General features: G+C 40.8%; 21 protein-coding genes and 2 tRNA genes. 9 read left to right on the top strand and 14 right to left on the bottom strand.

The genetic code is table 11. The annotated features are described in order from the left end of the window. Window positions 1-82 precede the first annotated feature (82 nt). Window positions 83-1,969 (bottom strand): ATP-dependent zinc metalloprotease FtsH2, encoded by a 1,887-nt coding sequence (gene ftsH2 / locus U2718_RS27040; RefSeq protein ID WP_341993037.1) that lies wholly within the window; start codon window positions 1,967-1,969, stop codon window positions 83-85. Window positions 1,970-2,459: 490 nt separating this feature from the next. Between ftsH2 and U2718_RS27045 the strand changes: the two genes are divergently transcribed. Then, window positions 2,460-2,741 (top strand): hypothetical protein, encoded by a 282-nt coding sequence (locus tag U2718_RS27045; protein ID WP_341993036.1) that lies wholly within the window; start codon window positions 2,460-2,462, stop codon window positions 2,739-2,741. A gap of 109 nt (window positions 2,742-2,850) precedes the next feature. Here the strand turns inward: U2718_RS27045 and U2718_RS27050 are convergent, their stop codons facing one another. The 3 genes from U2718_RS27050 to U2718_RS27060 form a co-directional block, all read right to left on the bottom strand. After that, the gene (locus tag U2718_RS27050) at window positions 2,851-3,348 is read right to left on the bottom strand and encodes a hypothetical protein (protein ID WP_341993035.1); all 498 of its coding nucleotides are present in this window, start codon (window positions 3,346-3,348) and stop codon (window positions 2,851-2,853) included. A 185-nt stretch (window positions 3,349-3,533) separates the two neighbouring features. Next, window positions 3,534-4,979 carry a glutamate--tRNA ligase gene (gene gltX / locus U2718_RS27055; protein WP_341993034.1) on the bottom strand — a complete coding sequence of 482 codons (1,446 nt, stop codon included), beginning with the start codon at window positions 4,977-4,979 and terminating at the stop codon, window positions 3,534-3,536. 194 nt (window positions 4,980-5,173) lie between these two features. Next, window positions 5,174-5,247 (bottom strand) — tRNA-Asp (locus U2718_RS27060). A gap of 351 nt (window positions 5,248-5,598) precedes the next feature. On the opposite strand from U2718_RS27060, the gene U2718_RS27065 reads away from it, so the two are divergent. From U2718_RS27065 to U2718_RS27075, 3 genes are read left to right on the top strand one after another with little or no spacing between them, the layout of a single operon-like run. Next, window positions 5,599-6,204 carry a hypothetical protein gene (locus tag U2718_RS27065; RefSeq protein WP_341993033.1) on the top strand — a complete coding sequence of 202 codons (606 nt, stop codon included), beginning with the start codon at window positions 5,599-5,601 and terminating at the stop codon, window positions 6,202-6,204. A 13-nt stretch (window positions 6,205-6,217) separates the two neighbouring features. Beyond that, window positions 6,218-6,724: a TIGR00725 family protein gene (locus U2718_RS27070; protein WP_341993032.1), complete on the top strand. Its 507-nt coding sequence runs from the start codon at window positions 6,218-6,220 to the stop codon at window positions 6,722-6,724. A gap of 42 nt (window positions 6,725-6,766) precedes the next feature. Continuing rightward, the gene (locus U2718_RS27075) at window positions 6,767-7,174 is read left to right on the top strand and encodes a PPC domain-containing DNA-binding protein (protein ID WP_341993031.1); all 408 of its coding nucleotides are present in this window, start codon (window positions 6,767-6,769) and stop codon (window positions 7,172-7,174) included. 241 nt (window positions 7,175-7,415) lie between these two features. On the opposite strand, the gene U2718_RS27080 is transcribed toward U2718_RS27075, so the two are convergent. Continuing rightward, a complete protein-coding gene (locus U2718_RS27080) occupies window positions 7,416-8,729 on the bottom strand; it encodes a dihydrolipoamide acetyltransferase family protein (protein WP_341993030.1) in 1,314 nt (437 codons plus the stop codon). Between the two features lie 236 nt (window positions 8,730-8,965). Here U2718_RS27080 and U2718_RS27085 point away from each other — a divergent pair, with 236 nt between their 5' ends. Then, on the top strand, window positions 8,966-9,481 hold the full coding sequence (locus U2718_RS27085; RefSeq protein ID WP_341993029.1) for a hypothetical protein: 516 nt from the start codon (window positions 8,966-8,968) through the stop codon (window positions 9,479-9,481). A 155-nt stretch (window positions 9,482-9,636) separates the two neighbouring features. Here U2718_RS27085 and U2718_RS27090 read toward each other — a convergent pair whose 3' ends face one another. Then, complete coding sequence (locus U2718_RS27090) at window positions 9,637-10,086, bottom strand: YlqD family protein (protein ID WP_016876482.1); 450 nt, start codon at window positions 10,084-10,086, stop codon at window positions 9,637-9,639. Window positions 10,087-10,125: 39 nt separating this feature from the next. Further along, window positions 10,126-12,102 carry an AMP-dependent synthetase/ligase gene (locus tag U2718_RS27095; protein ID WP_341993028.1) on the bottom strand — a complete coding sequence of 659 codons (1,977 nt, stop codon included), beginning with the start codon at window positions 12,100-12,102 and terminating at the stop codon, window positions 10,126-10,128. Between the two features lie 1,043 nt (window positions 12,103-13,145). Here U2718_RS27095 and U2718_RS27100 point away from each other — a divergent pair. Next, window positions 13,146-13,313: a hypothetical protein gene (locus U2718_RS27100; protein WP_341993027.1), complete on the top strand. Its 168-nt coding sequence runs from the start codon at window positions 13,146-13,148 to the stop codon at window positions 13,311-13,313. A 113-nt stretch (window positions 13,314-13,426) separates the two neighbouring features. On the opposite strand, the gene recQ is transcribed toward U2718_RS27100, so the two are convergent. Continuing rightward, complete coding sequence (gene recQ, locus U2718_RS27105; protein ID WP_341993026.1) at window positions 13,427-15,583, bottom strand: DNA helicase RecQ; 2,157 nt, start codon at window positions 15,581-15,583, stop codon at window positions 13,427-13,429. Window positions 15,584-15,791: 208 nt separating this feature from the next. Here recQ and U2718_RS27110 point away from each other — a divergent pair, with 208 nt between their 5' ends. Next, window positions 15,792-16,076, top strand: a complete 285-nt coding sequence (locus U2718_RS27110; protein ID WP_341993025.1) for a DUF427 domain-containing protein — start codon at window positions 15,792-15,794, stop codon at window positions 16,074-16,076. A gap of 252 nt (window positions 16,077-16,328) precedes the next feature. On the opposite strand, the gene U2718_RS27115 is transcribed toward U2718_RS27110, so the two are convergent. The 5 genes from U2718_RS27115 to U2718_RS27135 all read right to left on the bottom strand — a co-directional run bounded on the left by U2718_RS27115 (window position 16,329) and on the right by U2718_RS27135 (window position 20,873). Beyond that, entirely contained in the window at window positions 16,329-17,195 is an 867-nt protein-coding gene (locus U2718_RS27115; RefSeq protein ID WP_341993024.1) for a glycosyltransferase family 2 protein, read from the bottom strand. A 253-nt stretch (window positions 17,196-17,448) separates the two neighbouring features. Then, complete coding sequence (locus U2718_RS27120; RefSeq protein ID WP_341993100.1) at window positions 17,449-18,219, bottom strand: PIG-L family deacetylase; 771 nt, start codon at window positions 18,217-18,219, stop codon at window positions 17,449-17,451. 122 nt (window positions 18,220-18,341) lie between these two features. Continuing rightward, a complete protein-coding gene (locus U2718_RS27125; protein ID WP_341993023.1) occupies window positions 18,342-19,208 on the bottom strand; it encodes a glycosyltransferase family 2 protein in 867 nt (288 codons plus the stop codon). Window positions 19,209-19,806: 598 nt separating this feature from the next. Further along, window positions 19,807-19,891: transfer RNA gene (locus U2718_RS27130), tRNA-Ser, on the bottom strand. Between the two features lie 52 nt (window positions 19,892-19,943). Further along, window positions 19,944-20,873 (bottom strand): TIGR04168 family protein, encoded by a 930-nt coding sequence (locus U2718_RS27135; protein WP_341993022.1) that lies wholly within the window; start codon window positions 20,871-20,873, stop codon window positions 19,944-19,946. A gap of 156 nt (window positions 20,874-21,029) precedes the next feature. On the opposite strand from U2718_RS27135, the gene nadA reads away from it, so the two are divergent. Next, the gene (gene nadA, locus U2718_RS27140) at window positions 21,030-22,004 is read left to right on the top strand and encodes a quinolinate synthase NadA (RefSeq protein ID WP_341993021.1); all 975 of its coding nucleotides are present in this window, start codon (window positions 21,030-21,032) and stop codon (window positions 22,002-22,004) included. Window positions 22,005-22,115: 111 nt separating this feature from the next. Next, on the top strand, window positions 22,116-22,253 hold the full coding sequence (locus U2718_RS27145; RefSeq protein WP_341993020.1) for a GUN4 domain-containing protein: 138 nt from the start codon (window positions 22,116-22,118) through the stop codon (window positions 22,251-22,253). A 148-nt stretch (window positions 22,254-22,401) separates the two neighbouring features. Here the strand turns inward: U2718_RS27145 and U2718_RS27150 are convergent, their stop codons facing one another. Then, window positions 22,402-23,295, bottom strand: coding sequence for a hypothetical protein (locus U2718_RS27150; RefSeq protein WP_341993019.1), 894 nt, complete (start codon window positions 23,293-23,295; stop codon window positions 22,402-22,404). Window positions 23,296-23,605: the final 310 nt, after the last annotated feature.

A 23,605-nucleotide genomic window follows, 5' to 3' on the forward strand; every position in this document is an offset into this window, starting at 1 on the left:
CTCTGCGTCCTCTGCGGTTTATTAAAAAAAGGAGATGGACAGCACCATCCCCTTTTCACGCATACCTAATTGCTCAGAAAAATTACAGAATTGGTGTATACTGCGGTTTTTCCGGTACGGTTGTGTACTCAGCAACTATTTGGCGGAACTCGTTACCGTCAATGGTTTCTTTCTCAATCAACAAATCAACCAAACGGTCTGTCACGGTACGATTTTCACGAATAATCCGCTTTGCTGTTTCGTAGCACTCTTCAACAATGGTGCGGACTTGAGAATCGATACGTGCTGCGATCGCTTCAGAATATTCTGAACGAGTCATCCAGTCACGACCTAAGAACACTTCACCAGTCTGGCTTTCTAAGGACATGGGGCCTAAGTCAGACATCCCAAAACGGGTTACCATTTGCCGTGCCATACTGGTTACTTGTTGCAAATCGTTACCTGCACCAGTCGTGACTTCATCTCGACCAAAAATCACATCTTCGGCGGCGCGTCCACCCAAAGCACCAGTTATTCTGGCTTTTAGTTGAGCGCGGGTAATTAAACCTTGCTCTTCATTAGGAGTAAACCAAGTTAAACCTTGTGCTTGCCCCCGTGGCACCAAAGTTACTTTTTGTACCGGATCGTGGTCTTTAAGGACAGTTCCGATTAAAGCGTGTCCAACTTCGTGATAACCAATTAAGCGCTTACTCTTGCTATCTACCAGAGGTGTGCCTTCCATACCAGCAACCACCCGATCCACAGCATCGTCAATTTCTGTGAGGGTAATAGCTTCTTTACGGCGTCTGGCGGTGAGAATAGCAGCTTCGTTGAGCAGGTTAGCTAAGTCTGCTCCTGTAAATCCAGGAGTGCGGCGAGCGATCGCTTCTAGAGAAACACCAGCATCAAGTTTCTTGTTGCGGGCGTGAACTTTCAAAATTTCCAAACGCCCTTTGATATCAGGTGAATCGACAATTACTTGTCTATCAAAGCGTCCGGGACGTAATAGCGCCGCATCGAGTACATCAGGACGGTTGGTGGCAGCAATAATAATTATACCTGTGTTGCCTTCAAAACCATCCATTTCGGTCAGCAGTTGGTTGAGGGTTTGTTCTCTCTCATCGTTACCGCCACCGATACCAGCACCCCGCTGTCTACCAACAGCGTCAATTTCATCTATAAAGATGATACATGGAGCATTGTCTTTCGCTTTTTTGAATAAGTCGCGGACACGGGATGCACCAACACCCACAAACATTTCCACAAATTCTGAACCGGAAATGCTGAAGAAAGGTACACCAGCTTCTCCAGCAATAGCTTTTGCCAACAGAGTTTTACCAGTTCCCGGAGGCCCTACTAATAGTACTCCTTTAGGAATTCGTGCGCCCACAGCAGTAAATTTTTCTGGCTGTTTGAGGAAGGTAACAACTTCTTGAAGTTCTTCTTTAGCTTCTTCAATACCTGCTACATCATCAAACTTGACGCCTGTTTTGGCTTCCATTTGAAAACGAGCTTTAGATTTGCCAAAGCTCATGGCTTGACCGGGGCCGCCAGGTAAATTACTAGAACGACGGAACAAAAAGAACAATCCAGTAATCAACAAAATAGGAAAAATCAGGTTTCCTAACAATCCCCAGATTGCCCCGTCATTTCGCATGGGATGGGCATCAAAACTTACTCCTTGTTCTTTGAGCTTGGTAATAACTTCAGGAGCGTTAACAGGCAAATCCACCCGCACTCGTTGGACACGATTGTCGAGATCCGGATCTACGGCTTCCACAATTGCCGTTCTACCGCCTTCATACAGATCCACACTCGCGATGCGATCAGCGTCCAAATATTCCAGAAAGCGACCGTAGGTCATACGGGTGCTGGCTGTATTTTTACTCATATCCGCAGGAGCACCAGAAAATGCCCCTTGCCAAAAGAAAAAGCCTATTACCAAAGCTGGCAACGTCCAGAGAACTAGGACTCTCCAGGAGAATTTCATCTTTTTTTGCCTCTAGATGCCGATACAAATAGTCAGTGATATCCACCGGGTGGTGCAATATCTTTCCGCCACTGTAATAAGTGTGAAACGGAGTTTATAAATTCATTTTGTTTAATTTAACGTCTTGACGTAGTTTGCTATAGAACCATTCAGGCGCTATGGCAAAGCCATACCGTCAAAAAGAATCTTAATTAAATTTAACTTAATTTTAATACAATACACCAGACAAAGTGAGAAAGCTGGCAAATAGGGAGTCTGTGAATTCCACAGTGAGTAAGAATTAGGGGAGATAAAATTTACTTAGGCATTGCTTGACTCATGACACTAGTCATACCAAACATTCTCACTTCAGCAAGGGTTTGATTCATTACTTTTTTCACTAGTTTATGGCAGCTTCAATTTCTATGATTCTGGGAAAGTAAGATATCAGGCTAGCTCAAGGCTTTGATTGCCTCGAATCTAAATGTTAAAGAAATAGGGAAATTTAGTGATGAAGATAAAACAAATAATTGCTGGTGTCATGCTTACTCTACCCTTTGCTGTTATCTCCCTTCCAACAGAAGCATCAGCATCAGAACTGATTGCTAGAAAACATATCCACAGATCTCAAGGGAGAGCAAGGATAGTTGTTCCAGCTAGAAGAAGGGTGGTTGTTCCGCAAGCAAGAAGAAGGATAGTTGTTCCCACTAGGCGTCGCGTATGGCTTCCTGCACGTCGGGAGAATACACGTTACGGCCGCAGAATGATTCCTGGTCGTTATATTTACAGATAAGAGCTTCTTTCAGGGTTTCTACCACTTGGCTTGAAAGAAGGTATACGTAAACAAACTTTTTTCATGCCTGCTGATGTATACAACTGTGCAAAAACTAATTCTATAGTGGTTATTTAACTGCTGTTATTTGCAGACTGTAAGGAAAATACTTGTCCTTTTGGTAGGAACCAACCCAAACCTGATAAGTTCCAGGTAACCATTCACCAAGAATGCCAGGATTTTTACTCTCAAAATCATCATTGCACCAAATACCACCAGGGCCACTAACAATCAAGGTAGTATCTTCAGGACTTTCTACTTGCAATTTCAGATAGTCAAACTTACTTGTTAAATTGAGGATATGATCCGGTTTTTCATCAATAAAGCCGGCACACGGGCCTGTGGAAGTTTCGGTTTTATTGACCACTTGATATCCTGACAATGAACCACCACTCATCCCTCTAACTGTCATGGGATCTGGAGAGAATTTAAGACCAATGGTGACATCTGCAAATATGGGTGGTGGTGCTTCTTCTGCATTTGTCTTAGTATTAATTGTCAATGCGATCGCTATCATCGCTACTACAAACGATGGTCTGATCACTTGGTTTAAAAATCTACTTAACATTTAATATTTTCTAAACTTTTTCAGTATTTTGAGTGACATTTATTTTACATACCAAGTTCCCTAAACAAGGGTAATTGCCCATAAGCTACAAATAAGGACGCACATTTGTGCGCCCCACCCATCTGTATTTACTATTCAAATGATATTAGTCTTCTTCAGGTATTATCCCTAAAGTCAATTTTCTACTAATTGTTTTCTACAGTTGCCTTCATCAAGCGGTGTTTGTCTAACCCAATCTGATTAAGTAGTAACCATGATTGAATTAGATCGGGGCCATGCATATCTCCAGTCAAAGCAGCCCGAAGACTACGCATAACCAAACCTTTTTTAACGTTTTGCTCTTTCACCACCTGTTTAATGATTTCCTGGGCCCTAGCTTCGTTGAGTTCTTGCTGATTTTCTAAACTAGTTATCACCCCATTAAGGGTAAGAGCAACACCTTCTTGCTTGAGTTGGACAGCAGCTTCCTCACTGAATTCCACAGAATCAGTGAAAAACAGTTTACTCATCTCTACAGCATCCACCAAGCGAGTCAAGCTTGGCTGAATTAAAGTCACTAACTGCTCTAACCAAGGGCGCTCACGTCCGCCCGTAAGTTGATACCCAGCTTCCTGCCAGTAGGGAATTATCAAATCTGTCAGTTTATCTACAGCCATTACATGAATATACTGACTATTGAGCCAATCTAATTTCGCCCAATCAAACTTAGCACCTGCTTTATTTACACGCTCAAAGCTAAACTGCTTGGCAGCTTCTTGTAAAGTAAAGATTTCCTGAGTAGAATCCGGAGGCGACCAACCCAACAAGGTCATATAATTAACCAACGCTTCAGCAATAAAACCCATTTGTTTAAAGTCAGAGATGGAAGTAACCCCATCTCGCTTAGAAAGCTTGCGTCCCTCCTGGTTCAAAATCAAGGGTGCGTGGACAAATTCTGGTACTTTTGCTCCAAAAGCTTCGTATAGCAGGATTTGTTTAGCTGTATTGGCGATGTGGTCTTCTCCTCGGATCACATGGGTTATTTGCATATCCATGTCATCAACGACAACCGCAAAATTGTACAGAGGTTGACCGATACCATCTGCGGCAGCACGAGCGATAACCATATCACCACCCAAATCGCTACCCCGCCAAACCATTTTCTCTCGAACCAGGTCATTCCAGACAATTTCCCGGTCGTCATCTATTTTGAAGCGAATTACAAAGCTACGCCCTTGGGCTTTGTAAGCTGCTTCTTGTTCTGGAGTCAGATTGCGGTGACGGTTATCATAGCGGGGAGCCTGTCCTCTTGCTTTTTGGGATTCTCGCAGTGCTTCTAGTTCTTCAGCAGTGGTGTAGCAGCGATAAGCTAATCCCTTGTCTAGAAGGGTTTGTACCGCGCTTTTGTAAATTTCCAAACGTTGAGTTTGAAAAACTGGCCCCTCATCCCAGTTCAACCCCAGCCATTGCAATCCCTGGAGAATACTTTCCGTATATTCAGGACGCGATCGCTCTAAATCTGTATCTTCTATTCGTAAAATAAACTTGCCGTCGTGGTGACGAGCAAATAACCAGTTAAATACAGCCGTTCTAGCTGTACCAATATGTAAATTCCCAGTTGGGCTGGGAGCAAGACGCACTCTAACAGTCACAGCAAATTCACAAATTTTTTATAATTGCAAAGCACGATCATTGTAGTTTATTCCGGAAATACTCATCATGAGACGAGATCTAAGAAATTGCTATTCGTCACAACTGGATGGGAGTACAAGTAAAAATTTCAGTTGCAAAAAGCAATAAAATTTGTGTACTCAACTAGTAAATGCTTAGGCTTTTGGTTACTTAACGGGACTGACGGGGCTCGAACCCGCAACTTCCGCCGTGACAGGGCGGTGCTCTAACCAATTGAACTACAGTCCCTTAATTGGCAACTTTATTATTATGACGAATGTATTTGAGATTGTCAAGCTTTTTTGTCATTGGTCATCGGTCATTAGTCATTGGTTAGTGGTTAGTAGTTAGCAGGGGCGGGTTTAGAAGATAAATTATCAGTTTTAACCCAAAGATTATCAGCAAAACCCGCTCGTACAGTGGTTAGTGGTTTATTGCTCGCCTTTTCCTTTGTCCCCCTGTTTCCTAGCGACCGGATTTGTACGCAAGCTTTATAAATTTTAGGTATTTTTTCTGTAAATATACTTAGATATCTATTCCGTAACTCTACGAATTTAGATAAAAGTTGAATATATAACCACAAATTTATATACCAACTTAATGAAGCGATATTTACCAACAAAAAGTATAGCGTCTACACAATTAATAAAAATCGCTGTAATTGCTTTGATTTTGCTCGGCGGCGTTGGTATGATTGCAACGGGATTTGTTTTTAAACAAACTTTGAGCAACTCAAAGGAAACTAAAATAATTCAAGATCCATCTCGCTACGGAGAAATCAAGTATAAACTTTGGACTAATCAAAATCAATTAAAACACTTTCCTACGGTTGTTTCTGCCCAATATTCAGATGTATACCTTGCTTACTCTCCCGCTTCTTCGCAAGGGAATAGCTTTTTCCAAGTCAGGTTGAAACTTCCAAATCAACAGATAAAAAAATTACTTTCTAAATATAGAGCTATTGCTAAATATACATATAGAGGTGGTAATACAAATGACCACGCGAACTTAGCCAAAGGTGTACCAACTACTTTTTTTTATACTAGTGGTTCTCAAGAAGATTCTTTTCCTTCCTCCTATGAAATATTTGTATTAGATGCACGCGATCGCGGTAATTCTGACTTCAAATGGCATCATGGAGAAAGTTCCGGAGTCGCAATTGATAGTTCAGCCTCAGAAATAGTCTATTGGGCTGAAGAATGGTAAGAAAATTTGAGTTATGAGAAAAATCATAATTGGGGTGATGGGGCCAGGAGAAAAGGCGACAGCAGTTGATTTAGAAAATGCCTATGAACTAGGTAAGCTCATTGCTCAAGCTGGGTGGGTTTTGCTGACTGGCGGTAGAAATGTTGGGGTAATGAATGCTGCCAGTCAGGGAGCAAAATCTGCTAATGGTTTAACGGTTGGCATTCTTCCTGATGCTAATCCTGATGGTATTTCTGATGCAGTCGATATTGCTCTTTTTACTGACATGGGTAATGCTCGCAATAATATTAATGTGCTTTCTAGTGATGTGGTAATTGCTTTTGGAGTAAGTGCGGGAACTGTTTCAGAAGTTGCACTAGCATTAAAGGGAAAGAAGCAAGTAATTTTATTGAGTGACGACGAACAAAGTAAAGTTTTCTTCAAAAATTTATCTCCAGAAAATATTTATGTGGTTAGAAGTACAAAAGAGGCGATCGCAACTGCTAAGGCAATTTTAAATAAAAATTTTGACCATTCCTAAATCTTGAAAATTTTTAACTTAGCCAACAACTCTAAATCATCAATGAAAGCTGTTGCTATTAGACTTAAGCCCGATGAAGATTTAAAAAAAAGTTTATGGAATTTTGCACGAGAGAAAAATATTCAAGCAGGATTCATTATCACTGCGATCGGCAGCCTTAAACAAGCAAAAATTCGCTTTGCTAATCAACAAGCTAGTACACTATTAATCGATAAATTTGAAATTCTTTCTCTCAACGGTACAATCGCAACAACAGGTGTTCATCTTCATATTGCAATTGCCGATTCACAAGGCAAAACCATCGGCGGGCATCTTGATGATGGATGTATTATTTACACAACAGCAGAAATAGTCATTGGGACAACAGATGCTTTTACTTTTCTGAGAACTATCGACAAACAAACAGGTTATAAAGAATTAGAAATTATTGATAAGATGCAAAATAATTAATATGTTGATACTAGACTATAATCTTTTTTATAAACAGTTTACGAATCATCTCATCACATAATAGATTGATTGCAAAATCCAATTGTTAGGCGATAGAGACCACAGATAAATCACTGCACACGGATAAATTATCTGTGTTTATCTGTGTCCATCTGTGGTCGATTTATAAACAAAAAAATCAAGAAACTTGGAGTTTGATACTCCAAGTTTCAATTTTTATTCTCACATAAGAATTATTAATTTACATTGTCAAAGATTGAGGTTTAGTCTCAATTAACTTCGCCAAATCTTGCAAGAATGCCGCAGCATGAGCACCATAAATAATGCGGTGATCGCAAGTGATATTTACCTGCATTTGCTGCTTCACGCCAAACATCCCATCGGCTGTTGCCACCAATTGTGGGCGAGATGCCCCAACTGCCAGGATTGAGCCTTGTCTGGGCGGTAAGATAGCATCAAATCTATCTACGCCAAACATTCCTAAATTGGATACTGTAAATGTGCCGATGCTGTATTCTTCTGGTTGTAGCTTTTTGGCTCTAGCGCGTTCAACCAAAGATTTCCAAGTGCGCGAAAGTGAATATATATCTAACTGATCGGCGTTCTGTAGAACTGGTGTAATCAATCCTCCATCATCCATTGCTACGGCTACAGCAACATTTATGCTGGAAGGATAGACAATTCCTTGGTCAGAATAGTTAGCGTTAATTAGAGGATGTTTTTGCAATGTCACCGCCACAGCTTTTGCCAACAGCGCCGTCATCGTTACGCCCTTAGACTTAATTTGTTTATAAAGCTGGTCTAGTGCATCAGTAGTAATATTGTAACCAACATGAATTACAGGCACGGAGAGGCTGGCAACCATATTCCGCGCTACAGCGTTTTGCAAGGTTGTTAAAGGTACAACTTGCCCAGGCACAGCAGCGACAGCTGGTGTAGGAGTAGGTGTGGGTTGGGCAAATGAAGGTGGCGTGACTGGAGCTACTGCTGGCGTAACAGGGGTTGCTGTTGCAGGTTGGGTGCTAACTTTGCCAGATGCCGCTTCCACATCTTCGGCTACAATGCGACCATGAGGGCCACTGCCAGAAATACCTGTCAAATCAACCTTCAGTTCCTTGGCTAATTTGCGGGCGCGGGGTGAAGCCACAGTCCTACCTGAACGGTTGTTAGAGCCATTTTGAGTTGCGACTGCGGCTGTCGGTATTGGAGCTGTGTCTATTGTTTGTCCGGGAGCGGTGGCTGCGGTAGTTTGGGGTTTGGCTGTACCAGAGCCTTGGTTTTGGGCAACAGACTTGGCTGTTTCAATTTCGGCTTCGGTTTCTGCCAACAGAGCGATCGCCGCTCCCACGGAGGCGGATTCACCAGCTTGCACTAGGATGTGGGCTAGATACCCTTCATAAAATGATTCCACATCCATGTCTGCTTTATCCGACTCGACAACTACCACTGTTTCGCCTTTTTCCACTTTGTCGCCTGGAGATTTTACCCATGAGACGATTTTACCTTCGGTCATGGTGGAACTAAGCGCCGGCATGAATACTTCGTGAATGCTCATAGGGAGTTTGGCGAATCGATAATTTGTGGACTTTAACAGCTTTTTTCAGATCGAATTGTAGCTTGAGGTGAGACGAGAGGAACAATTCTATTACCTAATGGTCTATTAATTTGTATTTTCGCTCACGACTGTTGTGATGGAAATATTTACTCAACAGCAAGAGGAAATCTGGCGATCTCGCAATCTAAAATTCAAGATTGATAATTAAACTGTTGGAAAGTGCTTTTTAATTTTTTATGTCGGCAAAGTCTAAGATTTTGGCCATTCTGGTACTCAGTATCTTTGCCACCGCTGCCGGAGTTTATATAAATACCCGCCAGCAATCTGTACAGTTTTCTGTCAATGGGCAACAGCAGCATATTTCTGCTGCCGTCTCAGCCCAAGAACTAGTGGCAAACCCAGAGCGGGCCAACTATAAAACCATACCTCTCGATAGCATCAAGTCGGTTCTTCAAGGCAGCGATCCTGCCGCCCTCGCCCTTGATGCTTTTGATATTGTGGAATCAGAACGAGGAACCCGCAAAGTAGAGGTATCTTATCCGCAACCGAATCAGGCATTGGTAACGATTACTAAAACAAAGGAGAAAAGGAATGCTGGAAATGCGGTGAAGTATCGAGTAGAATTGACAAGTTTTGGGCGGTCGCTGCTTGCTAGCTCCCCACCTCTATGGCAAATTACTTGGGCTGGTTCTCAAGAAAAATGTTTTATAAATCAAAGCAAGCAGAAGTTGGCAATGGCTACCTGCCAATAGTAGCCGAAAGTACGAGTAGCAAGAAGCAAATAGTGAGGAGCGACCAGGTGTGATGTGAGGAGTTTTCAATTAACAGTTAGCAGTTAGCAGTTAGCAGTTATCAATAGCAAGACAAACATACTATTCCCTGTTCCCTGTTCCCTGTTCCCTGTTACTCAAATATCGCCGCGAATTTCTTCTACAACGCCATCGCGCAGCACTATTTCGACCTGCATTTTACTAATCAAGTTATCCCCCGGTTCAATCCGGAAAAAGCCTTCCATCTGAAATTGGTTGACTTCTTGGTCTAACTCTAAAAGCTGTACTTGCTGTAAATTTTGCAGACTTTGGTTTTTCTGCTCTAGCAGTTCGCTTTTCTTTTGATTGACTTGAAATTGGATATTCTCAATTTGTTGGAGAGTTTGAGGCCCAGGCGGTTGCAGGCTTTGCTTTTGAATTTCTGCAACCGCTCGTTGTCCTTGGATGTCCAACTGTTGCAATTGCTGATCAGTTTGATTGATTTGCGCTTGCAGTTGCTGCTGCACTTCCTCTTTCCATAGAGGAGTGACAATGGCTTTAACGTTAACGACGCGTTTTAGAAGCAGTTGAGGCTTGGAGACATCCATAAAGGGTTGAAGTTGACTTTAAAGTTTGCAGTGGACTTACTAGGCAAACATTCCGTTAATGATATCGCGATAGTGTTCCATCACGACATGACGCTTAATACTTAGCTTTTGTGTCATCATGCCATTTTCAATTGAAAATGGCTCCAGAATTAACCTGAATGGGCCAATGCGATCATCCGGTCTGTAGCCAGGGCGATTTTGCACTTCCCGATTCAATTCTTGCCTAAATAAATCCTGGATTATTTTACTCTCCAGATTTATTGTTTGACTGGTACCTGAAGTCACAATTTTATCTTCTATACAGAGTTGGAGATTCTGACTTTGCGCCCATTTTTCTAGAGCTTCTAGATTAGGAACAATTAAAGCACCCAGACTCTTTTGATCTTGTCCGACAAGCATGATCTGATCGATGTAGGGCGATCGCACACAAGCATCCTCAATTGGCTGTGGTTCGATATTCTCTCCATTTGTTAATACAATTGTATCTTTTGCTCGTCCGGTTAGAATCAAGTCGTTTTGCGGTGTCACCCAGCCCAAGTCACCACTATCAAACCAACCTTCAGAATCGATTGCTTTGGCTGTTGCTTCAGGGTTTTGATAATAACCTTGCATAATTTGCGGCCCCCGTAGCAAAACTAATCCTCTTTCCCCTGTTGATAGAGGTTGACGAGTTTCAGGATTAACGATTTTGACTTCTGTAGCTGGTATTGGTTGTCCAGCCGAACCACGTAAATTTCGCCAATACCGTCGTGCATGGGTGACAGGTGAAGTTTCTGTTAATCCGTAGCCAACTAAAACCTCAACTCCAATAATCTCAAAAAAGTCATCGATATGCTTGGGAAGCGCACCACCACCGCTAATCATTTGCTTGATTCTTCCCCCAGTTGCTTCCTTAACTTTTTTGTAAACTAAGCGTTCTCCTGAGGCGTGTAGAGGTTCTAAAGCAGCAGCTTGCGTAACGGCAGCTAACCGCTCTCCAAAGGAAGGATTGAGATTGAGTAAATTCAAACCCTCGGCTGTTCGCCGCGCTTTGATGTATTTTTCACTAATACCAAAAAAGAAATTTATTAGGCGTTGCCGAGAAGCTGGTTGTTCACGAAACTGTTTTTGCACTCCTTCGTAAATAGATTCTAAAAGGCGCGGTACAGCAATGATGTAATGAGGTTTAAATTTTTTTAAATCCTGCTTGATCGAGCGCAGGTTAGTATAAACTTGCGTACAACCTAAAGAAAGTAAGAAATACTCAGCACTGCGTTCGTAGCTGTGCCAGGTGGGGAGAATACTCAGAACCATGTCTCCAGGTTTTGGTTGCACTATTGCGCCTAACGTAGTTACTTGATGCAACAAGTTGCCATGACTGAGCATCACACCTTTGGGCTTACCTGTAGTCCCAGATGTGTAAATTAATGTTGCCAGCTGGTCACGAGTTTGTTTGACTGGCTCTAGATGATGTTGCGCCCCAATTTCCATCAATTGGGGAAAAGAATAAACTTTCAAGGTTTCTGCGTCTGGTGGAGCTTCATCCGAAAGCAAGATGACTAATTGAATTGGTAGTTCGTCAAGACGTTCCCGTAACTTCTGGAGTGTCTTTAAGTCTTCTACTACCAAGGTTGTGCTGCCGCTATTTGCCAAGATAAATAGCAGTTCTTCTCTCTCGGCTTGGGAGCTACGCACTGCATTCACTGCTCCAGCAGTCATCATGCCTTGATCGGCAATAAACCAACGCGGGCTGTTGTCAGAAATTAGGGAAATGCGATCGCCTGCTTTGACTCCCAACGCCTGTAAGCCCGCCGCAAATTGTTGAATTTGTTGACACAGCTGAGTATAAGTCAGGACTACCTCGCTTTGAGCATGAGGATCGCGTAGAGCAACAGTATTACCAAATTTTTGTGCCGCTAATGGCCAAATTTCTGACAGCGACTCCACATTTGAGTAATCAGTTAAACGCTTGATTAATTGGCGTTCCCGTTCAGAAATATTGGCAAGAAAAGGATTTTCTACAGAAGTTTTTAACATTACACCTATCCTAAGTAATCAGGAAATTATTTTTATAGCTGATGTTGCCATACAGCTAAAATAACCAACCTCAATCGATACAAGACCATTTGTCTAAATAAAATTTGCATTATTAGTGTACATATATAAATAAATCTATAGTATAATTAAATAGTATAGAAAAATGTAATGCTAATTTTATTTTTGGTTGGTTATGTAAAGTTTATTTCCAACTGAAAGCAGTAGACGCCTATGACGCAAAAGAGGTGATTATCTATGGATTGGATAGATTCAATATTACTGACGACTACCAGTACTTTTGCTTGTATGATGTTTCCCAAGCTTTTAAGTATCTTTTTTAATCCGAAAGCCAAAGAAACTAAATTTGTAAAGGCTATTTCCACTGCGCAGAAAGCCAAATACGAAATCACTACCTTTCCTTATTGCACATCTTACGCGTTGACAGGCAGCCCCTCATGTAAATTCAGCCCTCATTTCTGTAGTAAATGCTCTGCTAATGGGTGAGTGAATAGAACACAAACTAAATATAGCCTTGTATTTCAAGTATTTGTAAACGCTAAGAAGCCCGACTTCTTTAAAAAGGTCGGGCTTCTGTTTTTTCACTTCTATTAAGTAGGTAGACATAATTAAACATAAAATGCTGCTCGCCAGAAACTGAATAACAGAAGCTCTTTGCCTTCTATCCTCTGCCTACCTTCACTCTTGCGCGTAGTGACTTCTGTAAGTAGACACAAACGCAAGGTGTTCACTGCCTCCTGCCTTCTACTTATCTCATACTCTTTATGGATATTATTGATTATTCCAATAAACATATACATTGTTTTTCTGTCTAAACTATGGCATTATATAACCAAAACTTTCACTAAATTAGACTAAAATTTCACAATTCTAGAATTGTCTAAAAGCTTATCGATTGATACAAAAATAAATATTAAATATAGCTTATATAAGCTAAAAGAAATTCAAAAGTTCAGATTTCACTATTATCAAATTTTTATTTAAGAATAGATGAATAGACACAATTTTTGAAAGGGGAATTATATATGTCTTTAATAGATGGTTTATTCCTAACACTTGTTAGTACTTTTGTATGTCTTGCCTTCCCCAAGTTTTTATCAATGATGACGGTAGCTAAAAGTAAAGCTACTGAACCTTTGTCAAATGTCTCCGCGCCACAAGAGACTGGCAAAGAAGTACCTAGCTACCCTTAAGAACAAATGCTAAAAACACAGATCCCTGACTTCTTGTAGACACCCTTGGGGTAGCTTTCCGGAGGGTAGAAGTCGGAGATATTACTTTAGTGCGGGTGGGGTTATTTATAGTATTACTTGGGGCTTTTCTGTCGCCATTTACCTCTGACTAGTCGAATTTCATCAAAACTATAGTTTTCACCCAAATACTCTTTAATGGGAGTCAGAGAAATATCTCCAAGAGTGTCGAAAACTTGCAAAATTTTTTGCTGCTTTTGTAGAGGAACCAATTGGTTTATATCTACTGATTGGTTTTTCTCAATTAAATCACAAAGATGGCGAATGATTGTTGTCGGACGAAGATTGCGTTTCTCGGCTATTTGGGCAATACTTAAACCTTGTTGATACAACTTTAATGTTTGTAATTCTGTAGTTGAAGGTAAGTCAAGAAAATCGGTGGCATTGATTTGCTGCTGTTGGAAGCCAGATTCTTGGCAGTAGTTGCGAATTTCGGTAATAAACTTTTCGCCATACTGGGTAAGTTTATGACTACCCACGCCTGAGAGTTTTGCAAACGCTTCTTTCGTTTGAGGTTTGCTCTGTGCCATTAACTTCAAAGTAGAATCGGCAAAAATTACGTAAGGTGGCACAGACTGTTCATCAGCAAGTTGTTTACGAAGCGATCGCAGCTTTTGTAATAGCATTTCTGCTTCTGTTGCTCTTGTAGTTTCTTCATTCCAAGTAATCTTTTGTAGTATGGGAACGGCAATAGATACTTGGCGTTGTCGCCGCATCACTTCCCAACTCAAGGAATTAAGTTTCAAGACTGCGTAACCATCGCTAGTTTGTTCTAGTAAGCCTTGATGTAAAAGAGAACGTCCGAGCAAACGCCACTCTTCTATACCTCTATCTTTACCAATGCCGTAAGTCGAAAGTTTGTCGTGTTCGTATTGGCTAATTTTTTGAGTTTTTGCTCCCCGCAATACATCTATAATGTGGCCCATGCCAAATTTTTCTTTACAACGCGCCACACAAGATAAAAATTTCATTGCTTCTACTGTCCAATCTTCTACTGGTTTAGGATAACGGCAGTTGTCGCAATTATTACAATTACCTGTAAATCGCTCGCCAAAATAACCGAGTTGAATAGTGCGGCGGCAGTCTGTACCTTCTGCATAATCAATCATTTGCCGCAATTGTTGTTTGGCAATTAATTGTTCTTGAGAGTCACTTTTTTGACTGATGAGATACTCAATTGTTTTGACGTCACCATAGCTATAGAAAAGCGTACAGCGCGAAGCTTCTCCATCTCTACCTGCTCTGCCAGATTCTTGATAATAACTTTCTAAATTACGGGGAATATCAAAGTGAATCACAAACCGCACATCCGGTTTATTAATTCCCATGCCAAAGGCAATAGTTGCCACCATTATGCGCACATCATCGCGAATAAACCGAGTTTGATTTTGGCTGCGTTCTTCATCCGTTAAACCAGCATGGTACGGTAGAGCCGAAACTTTGTCATGCTGAAGTTTAAAAGTGAGTTCATCTACTTTTTTGCGCGTCAAGCAGTAAATAATTCCCGAACCTTCTGTCTCGCGAATCAACTCCAACAGTTCGGCGTAAGAATTCTTTTTTTTAGTACGGACTTCGTAATAAAGATTTTGACGATTAAAGCTAGCGACGTGGATGCTAGCTTCTTTCAATCCTAGTTGTTGAATAATATCAATACGAACGCGATCGGTTGCTGTGGCAGTGAGCGCCCAAACTGGAATATCAGGGTAACGTTTCCGTAACGAAATCAACTGGCGGTATTCTGGGCGAAAGTCATGTCCCCACTCGGAAACACAGTGTGCTTCATCTATGGCAATGGCAGAAATACCGACTTGATGATGTACTAAATCGAGAAATGGCAGAAATCTTTCACTGAGGAGACGTTCGGGAGCAACGTAGAGTAATTTGACTTTACCGCCCAAGATATATTGTTCGCGCGATCGCGTTTGATGAGAGTTGAGACTGCTATTGAGAAACGTTGCCGCAATACCATTTTTTCGCAGTGCTTCCACCTGATCTTGCATTAAGGCGATTAAAGGCGACACTACCACAGTTAGACCTTTTTTGATTAATGCTGGTAGCTGAAAGCACAGTGATTTACCACCACCAGTCGGCATGATAATAAGTAGATCCCGATTAGAGAGCGCATCTTCGATGACTTGTCTTTGTCCAGGGCGAAAGTTATCGTAACCGAAGTGATATTTGAGCGCTTTTTCTAAATGGGGAGATTGAGACATAGCGATCGCTTTTTTTGGAGCATTCTGCGTGATTAGTTGATAACAATGATTATAAAAGCACAAATGATTTGCTACCTACTCTCTGCGCCTACCCTCCGGGAAGCCGCCGGGAGGGCGTCTAATGCGTCTGGTGCGTGAATTAAAAAATGTCGTGCAAGGTTTAGAAGTGTCAAAATGTTATGTGTGCAGTTTACTCGTAAAATCACTTATGCCGAAAGCAATTTGGAATGACGCTGTTTTAGCCGAAAGCGAGAATACTGTAGTCGTGGAAGGTAACCATTACTTTCCTCCTGACTCAATTCACAAAGAGTACTTCAAAAACAGTGACACCCACACTACTTGTCCTTGGAAAGGTGTTGCTAGCTACTACAGCATCGAAGTAGATGGACAAGTTAATAAAGACGCCGCTTGGTACTATCCCAGCGCTAAGGAAAAAGCCAAGAATATTGAGGGTTATGTTGCCTTCTGGCGGGGTGTAAAAGTCGAAGCTTAAGAAATTTTCTTTCCTAAAAGCACCGACACCAACCAAATCGGTTGGTGTCAATTTCTCAAAGCTTAGGGATGATATTACCTCTCATTACCCTAGCTTTCTTGAATATTTGAGATCATACCCACCTAATTGCTTATCAGAACAACTCTCCGCGTCTCCGTATCACCGTGTCCCCGCGTCAGCCTTAATTAAGAAGTGTTCAACCGAACTTGATATGAAAAGCGATCGCTTAAATCTGCGTCAAATTAGTAACATCTAAACTGGCAAATAACCATATTTAATACAACCCCACAATTGCCCTGCACGCCAAGCAAAACTCATTAACCACCGACCTAAACTTTCCTTGTCACGGATTTGCAAACGCAATACTTGAAAAGTCAAAATCATCGCTGTTTTTATAAAGGTTTTCCATGTTACTAGTTGAGGCATACCCAGCGGTCTATGCTTTTTATACACCAAAACTCCACCTTTGCCCACAGCCCAACTGCGATGATATACACTTGTTAGAGTATCGCGCAACCGGATATGAGCGATCGCCTCTGGCACATATTGAAGTTTAGCTCCTGTATATTGCGCTCTCCAGCAGTAGTCTACATCTTCGCTTTGGTATAGCGTTTCATCAAAACCACCAATGGCATCATGAAGTAAGCGCTTAATACCCAAATTGCCACTACCTGCAAATGGCAAATAATATGTATTTTCAATTACTCCAGTACCATTTTCATATTGATAGCACTTAACTATCCAAGGATCGTTTAACTTCTTGTAATCATCGTAGCCAGCAACGAGATCATACTTGGCAAGTGCCTCACCCATTGCTGCTAACCATCCAGGAGCAACTTCGTCATCAGCATCAATAAATAGTAGTGCATCTCCATTGGCAACTTTTGCAGCAACGTTGCGAGCGTGTCCTGCTCCTTGGCGATCAGATGAATCAATAATGCGAAGATTAGGTATGCGTGTCTTATACTCTTGTGCAATCGAGATTGAGTTGTCAGTCGAGCCGTTATCGGAAATAATAACTTCCCAAGGCTGTGACCATTGTTGATTAGCAAGTGCTTCTAGTTGAATAGCGATAGTGTCAGCTGCATTAAAACACGGTATGATTACGCTAATATTCATGAGATTTTCATACACGTAAATGGCTCTAATTCAAGTGTATAAATAAACTGTATTGGAAAGCACCGAAATTCTCCCTAAAATTGTAGTCAGAGCGAATGAATAAAAGCACATAAAGCAGAACACAAAATACTCAATGAGTAGATACATGGATACACACCACTTTCCCCCAATAATAGAGCAACTTCAAGGCAGGTAGATTTTACTGCCTTGGTAGTTAAATTAATCAGTAAAAAATTATTTGCCGAGGAAAATATTAATTCTCTTGCTGGAAAAAGATTTCAGAAGGTAAGAAAAATCTTCTCATAAAGCTGAAAGGCAAGGTATGACGTTGAGAATCATACACTTGAATTGCTTGTTGTTTTTTATTGAATACAGGCTTAATAGATAATTGATAAGACTGACCTAAAGGTTTTAGATTTACTTTAAAAAGTGGTGGCATCTTCCAAAATAGCCAGATTGGATATTGGAAGACTTGAGCTTTAATTCCAGATTCTTGAAGTGCAGCGTCAACTAAATCATAAGTAGCCTCATGATCATGATGCTTGTCTTTTTGATGAGGAACGTAAACCTCCGCTGGCTGAAAAGACTTTAATAACTGAACTAACTGATGAATAGTATTTGATTGTTGCTCGCCAGAAATATGCTGTAGTTCGCCATCTGGTTGATCGATAAAATATATGTCTTCTGGTGATTCAACTCCTAATATATTGAGTGCGGTTGTAGCCTCTTGTTTGCGAACTTCAACAATGTCCTCTGGTTTGATCTGAAAGTATGATTTATGTCCATCAGTCAAAAAAACAACTTTAACAGGAACTCCAAGCTCGCGTTTGAGAGCAATCATTCCGCCACAACCAAAAGTTTCATCATCTTGATGGGGAGCAAATACCATTGTTGGTTTTTGGCTTACTGATAGCGGTTTACTTTTCGTAGGTAAGATCCAGCGAAATAATATTTCAGCTTGAATTAATTGCCAAGCATTTTCAAACTTTCCGAGTATCTGAGAATAAATTCTTTGCAGCCGCATAAGTAGGTTGTATCTAAAGATAAAGAACTCAATTATAGTAGGCGATCGCATTCAGAATTTCTTTATCCAAATACTTCGCCAATTCGCCCAATATTCTAGTTATTTTTTCTCAAAAACTTTGACTAAACTGGTAAATACCGATGCTTAATACAACCTCGCAGCTGCCCCGCACGCCAGCCAAAACTCATCAACCATTTAGCTAAACTTTCTTGATCACGAATTTGTAAAAGCAACACTTGAAAAGTAAGAATTACCGCTGTTTTTAGAAAGGTTTTCCATGTCATCATTTGAGGCATACCAAGCGGACGATGCTTTTTATACAGTAATGCCTCGCAAGTACCCATCTTCCAAGCTCTTTTGTATGCACCAATGAGGTTAGTACGCAAACGAATATGAGCGATCGCCTCTGGCACGTAGTGAAGTTTTGTTCCTCTTTGCTGAATTCTCCAGCAGTAGTCAACATCTTCAACGAGAAGCAATTCTCCATCAAAACCGCCAATGGCATTATGGAGCGAACGCCTAACTCCCAGGTTACCTGCACCTGCAAATGGCAGGTATTGATTTTCCACAATTGCCCCAGTAGAACTTTCTAGCTCATACCACCTGAGAATCTGAGCTTCGTTGAGCTTCTTCAATTCGTGTCGTCCAGCAACAAAATCATATTTGGAAAGTGCCTCACCCATCGCTGCCAACCATCCAGGAGCAACTTCGTCATCGGCATCTATAAATAGTAGCGCATCTCCTTTTGCTGCCTTTGCACCCATATTCCGAGCATGTCCTGGGCCTTGGCGATCAGATGAATCGATAATGCGAAGATTAGGTATGCGTGTCTTGTACTGCTCTACAATTGACATTGAATTGTCCGTTGAGCCATTATCAGAAATAATAGTCTCCCAAGGCTGTGACCATTTTTGATTAGCAAGTGCTTCCAATTGCACAGCTATAGTATCAGCTGCATTAAAACATGGTATTATTACGCTCACTCTCATACAAGTACTACACTTAATCCTGTCCAAGTCTTTATTTATCTTCTGACAAAACAATTGGATAAATTCAAGAAAAACGAGAAATTTAACAAATCACAGAATAACTACGAGTAATTATTAAGAATCAGCAAAGTAGCTCGTAAGTTTAACTAATTGAAATTTAATTCTATAAAATGCCAATCTGTCTAGTTATGTTGTCTCAAAGACAACGATATTTAAACTTTACTAACTAAACAATATATTTTTGCTCGCACTTCTAGTTTTTCTGTTTGCATATTCAAATTGCGTCAGTTTTTTAGATAATACACTCTTGCTCAACAATTGTTAAGGTCAAGAACAGCAACTGGAGCTAATGTAGAAGAGGTAAAAGCTGCTTAGAGTCAGGCTGATTCTATTGACAAACTCATGGTTTCACTTAAAGAATAGAATCCAGTGAAACTCAGTATTAGTTACGGTTACTTGTTGCTCCTGAAATTGTACCTTAAGAAATGATTAGTTAACTCCAAGCAGAAGTCGAAGAATCGACACGGATTACTGGTGCTAATATCATCTCCACTAAAGACTCCAACTAAAGTCGTTCTCTCAATTTTTTATTCCTTAACGGAGAGGGTGGGATTCGAACCCACGGATGCTTTCACATCACTCGATTTCAAGTCGAGCGCATTCGACCACTCTGCCACCTCTCCAATAAATCGGTCAGCTAACAAAGCTGACCAGTAAAAAATTATAACTCATTACTCATGCAGATTGCACTACTGAACGCGATCGCTCATACAAAATTTCTTCAGAGGCAACCTTAAAGTCATTACCAACCCAAACAGATGATGCCTGAGTAACTACACCATCTTCCAGTAGAACAATGGAAAAATTCCGCAGCTTTTCACCGCCATTTTCCAAAATTCTAGGTACACTCGCCGCATTTAAGTAAATAATGCCTTCTGGACTTCTAAACACCCGCTTGCGTAGCATTTTCTTTGTATGTCGCAAAGTATGATGCATATGACCAAATGTCACCAGAGGAACAGTTTTACCAGCATTGAGAGTCAGAGATATTGCCTCTGCTAAATCTGGATCACCATAATCACCACCAATAGGATGCCAATCTTTGCCACAAGGATCTTCTGGGCGATCGCCTAATCCAGAAGGCCCGTTGTGACCAACAAAAATAACCGTCTCATAAGCAGCACTTTTTACGGCTTGAAAAATCTGGGCAGCGGACTCATCAAGATCGCTCACACCATACCTTTGCTTGCAGATATCGGCAAATTTCCATTCTGGGCCACCCCAGCTAAAGGGACGTCCCCCCACTACTGTCAAATTGAAAGCGGGAAAATCCCGCTTACTATAGCCAACATGGGCTTCACCTAATACATCTAATTGTTGCTGTACCCAGTCTTCTTGGGAACGGTCGTAAGGACACTTTTTCCGCCCCCATTCCGTAGCAGTGTACCAAGCATCGTGGTTGCCCATCACTGCGGCTTTGGGAATCTCAAGGGAGGCGATCGCTCTTACCACTTCTACCGACTCGTTGCCAAAATCCCCGACAAACAGCACTAAGTCAACACCGAGATGCTTAAGTGCAATACCATCTTCGACTTCCCATTGGTCGTGAACATCTCCAACTACAGCGATTTTCAAGGTTTTTGAATTAGTTGTCTGAACGATCATGCCACTTTCCTTGCCATATGTTTCCAGCTTAGGCAATTTACGAGGGTTTTGACACAACTTTGCCAAAGAGAGTGTGACCCACCAGTCATTTTTGGTAAAAACTACTATAATTGCTTAGATAAGACAACTACTAGCAAGATTAAGCTACGCTAAACTGTGTTTACAACTGCACTTGTTCAACGAGAAAAAAACCAACCAGGTGCCTTACCACTGGATTTATTTGCAGCTATTAAGAACCTGAAAAAAGAACTGAATGCGGTAATCCTGGCACATTACTATCAAGAGCCAGATATCCAGGACATAGCAGATTTTATTGGAGACTCACTACAACTAGCAAAAGCAGCAGCAAACACTAATGCTGATGTTATTGTCTTTGCTGGTGTTCACTTCATGGCAGAGACGGCAAAGATTCTCAACCCTGACAAAATGGTACTTCTACCAGATTTGAGTGCTGGTTGTTCTTTAGCAGATAGTTGCCCTCCAAAGGAGTTTGGAGCTTTCAAAGCTGCCCATCCGAATCATCTGGTGGTTTCTTACATCAATTGTTCGGCCGAAATTAAGGCCATGAGCGATATTATTTGCACTAGTTCCAATGCTGTCAAAATTGTGCAGCAAATACCAGAGAATGTACCGATTATTTTTGCTCCTGATCGCAATTTAGGGCGATACGTGATGGAACAAACTGATCGAGATTTAGTGCTTTGGCAAGGTAGCTGCATTGTGCATGAAACCTTCTCAGAAAAAAAGATTGTGCAGCTAAAAATTGCACATCCAGAAGCAGAAGCGATCGCTCACCCAGAATGCGAACCTCCTGTCTTGCGTCATGCTAGTTTTATTGGTTCTACCGCAGCATTACTCAAGTATTGTCAAGAAAGTCTCACTAAAGAATTTATAGTTGCTACTGAGCCGGGTATTATTCACCAAATGCAAAAAGCAGCACCTCAAAAGCATTTTATTCCTGCCCCACCGATTAATAATTGCAATTGCAATGAGTGTCCTTTTATGCGTTTGAATACCTTAGAAAAGCTTTATTTAGCGATGAAAAATCGTGCGCCAGAAATTACTATGTCAGAGGAGATACGACTGGCAGCATTGCGTCCAATTCAGCGGATGTTGGAGATGAGTGTTTAATCAGGTTGAGTTTGATGATTTGTAGAGACGTGAGCGATCACGTCTCTATATGTCTCTATATAATTATGCTGGGTTACATAGAAGGTAAGCAAAAGTAATTAAAAAATAATATTGGGTTTTCCGCGTGAGCATTTATTAATAATTGATAAATTGTGGCTAGAATATAGCCGAAATTTATTTGGTTTTAGTGTGCAAAAGAAAATTTATCAAAATTTAGGCGAAACCCAGGATTATCAATACGAAACTTGAGAAAATTGGTTACTATTAGATATTTTCCAGAATATGACTGTAAAGATGTACGCGCTTAATATAAAAGTAGCTCTTGCAGAGTTGGATGAGCCTTACTTATCGTTAGATTAATTGCCTTTCCCATAGCATATATCATCCAACAAAAAACTTAAGATTTACTTTTCTCTGCCTCTTGCTGGGCTGCCTGACTGTACTGCTGATACAACTTAGTCCGAATTTGCGCTTCTTTATAACGACTATGACTAGGCAATACTTGACTCATTAAATCTGAAGCCCTTTGCCAATTAGCAGCTATTTCTAACCATTGAGTTGAGCTTTTAGCCACTTTACCAGCAGCAGAAGCTTGGTTAGCTATTCGTACTGCTTCTAAAAATATGTCTTCTTTTGGCAAATTCTGACTTTGAGCTCTCTGTTGTTTATTATTTTCTAGCTTTGAAGCTTGTGCAACTGGGTATGAGGATTTTTGTGTTGTTTGTTTAAATTTTCCATATGATAGATTATAAGCAACCCAGCCTATCAAAAGCAAAAATGAGCATAGGCTTAGAGCAAATAATAACCGTCTTCGGTCTAAGTTTTTAGGGTTATTATTGTTAATCAATATAGGACGAGAAGATTGAGTTTTCGGTAAATTTGAATTTCCTAACTCAGCTTGTCTATCTTGAAAATCTCTAATTAATTGCTGGAAAGTATTAGGTTGTTCTAATATGATTTCTTCTGACCACAGAAGTTGACTTTCTGGCTCACGGGTAATTTCCTCTAACCACAATAATTGCTGTTCTCGTACAATTCTGCTGTTGATATTAACTTTACGAACATTACGGGGTGCTATCGATTCAAGAATTTCCTGAATTTTATTTACTAAATTGGATTTCTCAAGTTGATCTACCGTGTTAGCCTCACAAAGAAGTTGCAAAACGCCATCATCAAAAATAGCTCTGGTTCTGACGCCTGAATCTGCTAATCTTTCGTTCAAGACTTGAATAATCGCAGCAACGCTACCCCGATGTGCTTGCCAAGCGATATCATTTATTCTGTTGACCATTATTGCTGATTTTGCGATCGCTATTCAACCCTGAGTTATTAACTAATCACTTAAGGATATCTTAGGCTTGTATTGGATACAACCAAGCCTGTTCTCGATTGTATTAGTAAAAAGATAATGTTGCCAATAAATATTCCTTCTTAATGATATGGATCAGTCTCACTAGTAAATTACTACTCAAAGACCATTAATTGCAACTACCATCTACCATCTATTAGAAACTACAAAGCGATCGCTACACATACATCCAAAATTTAACCAAAATATCAATATACCGTAATATAAAAAGCTCTTCTGAACTATTCAGAAG

The organism is Chlorogloeopsis sp. ULAP02 (genome assembly GCF_038404745.2).
GTDB lineage: Bacteria > Cyanobacteriota > Cyanobacteriia > Cyanobacteriales > Nostocaceae > Chlorogloeopsis.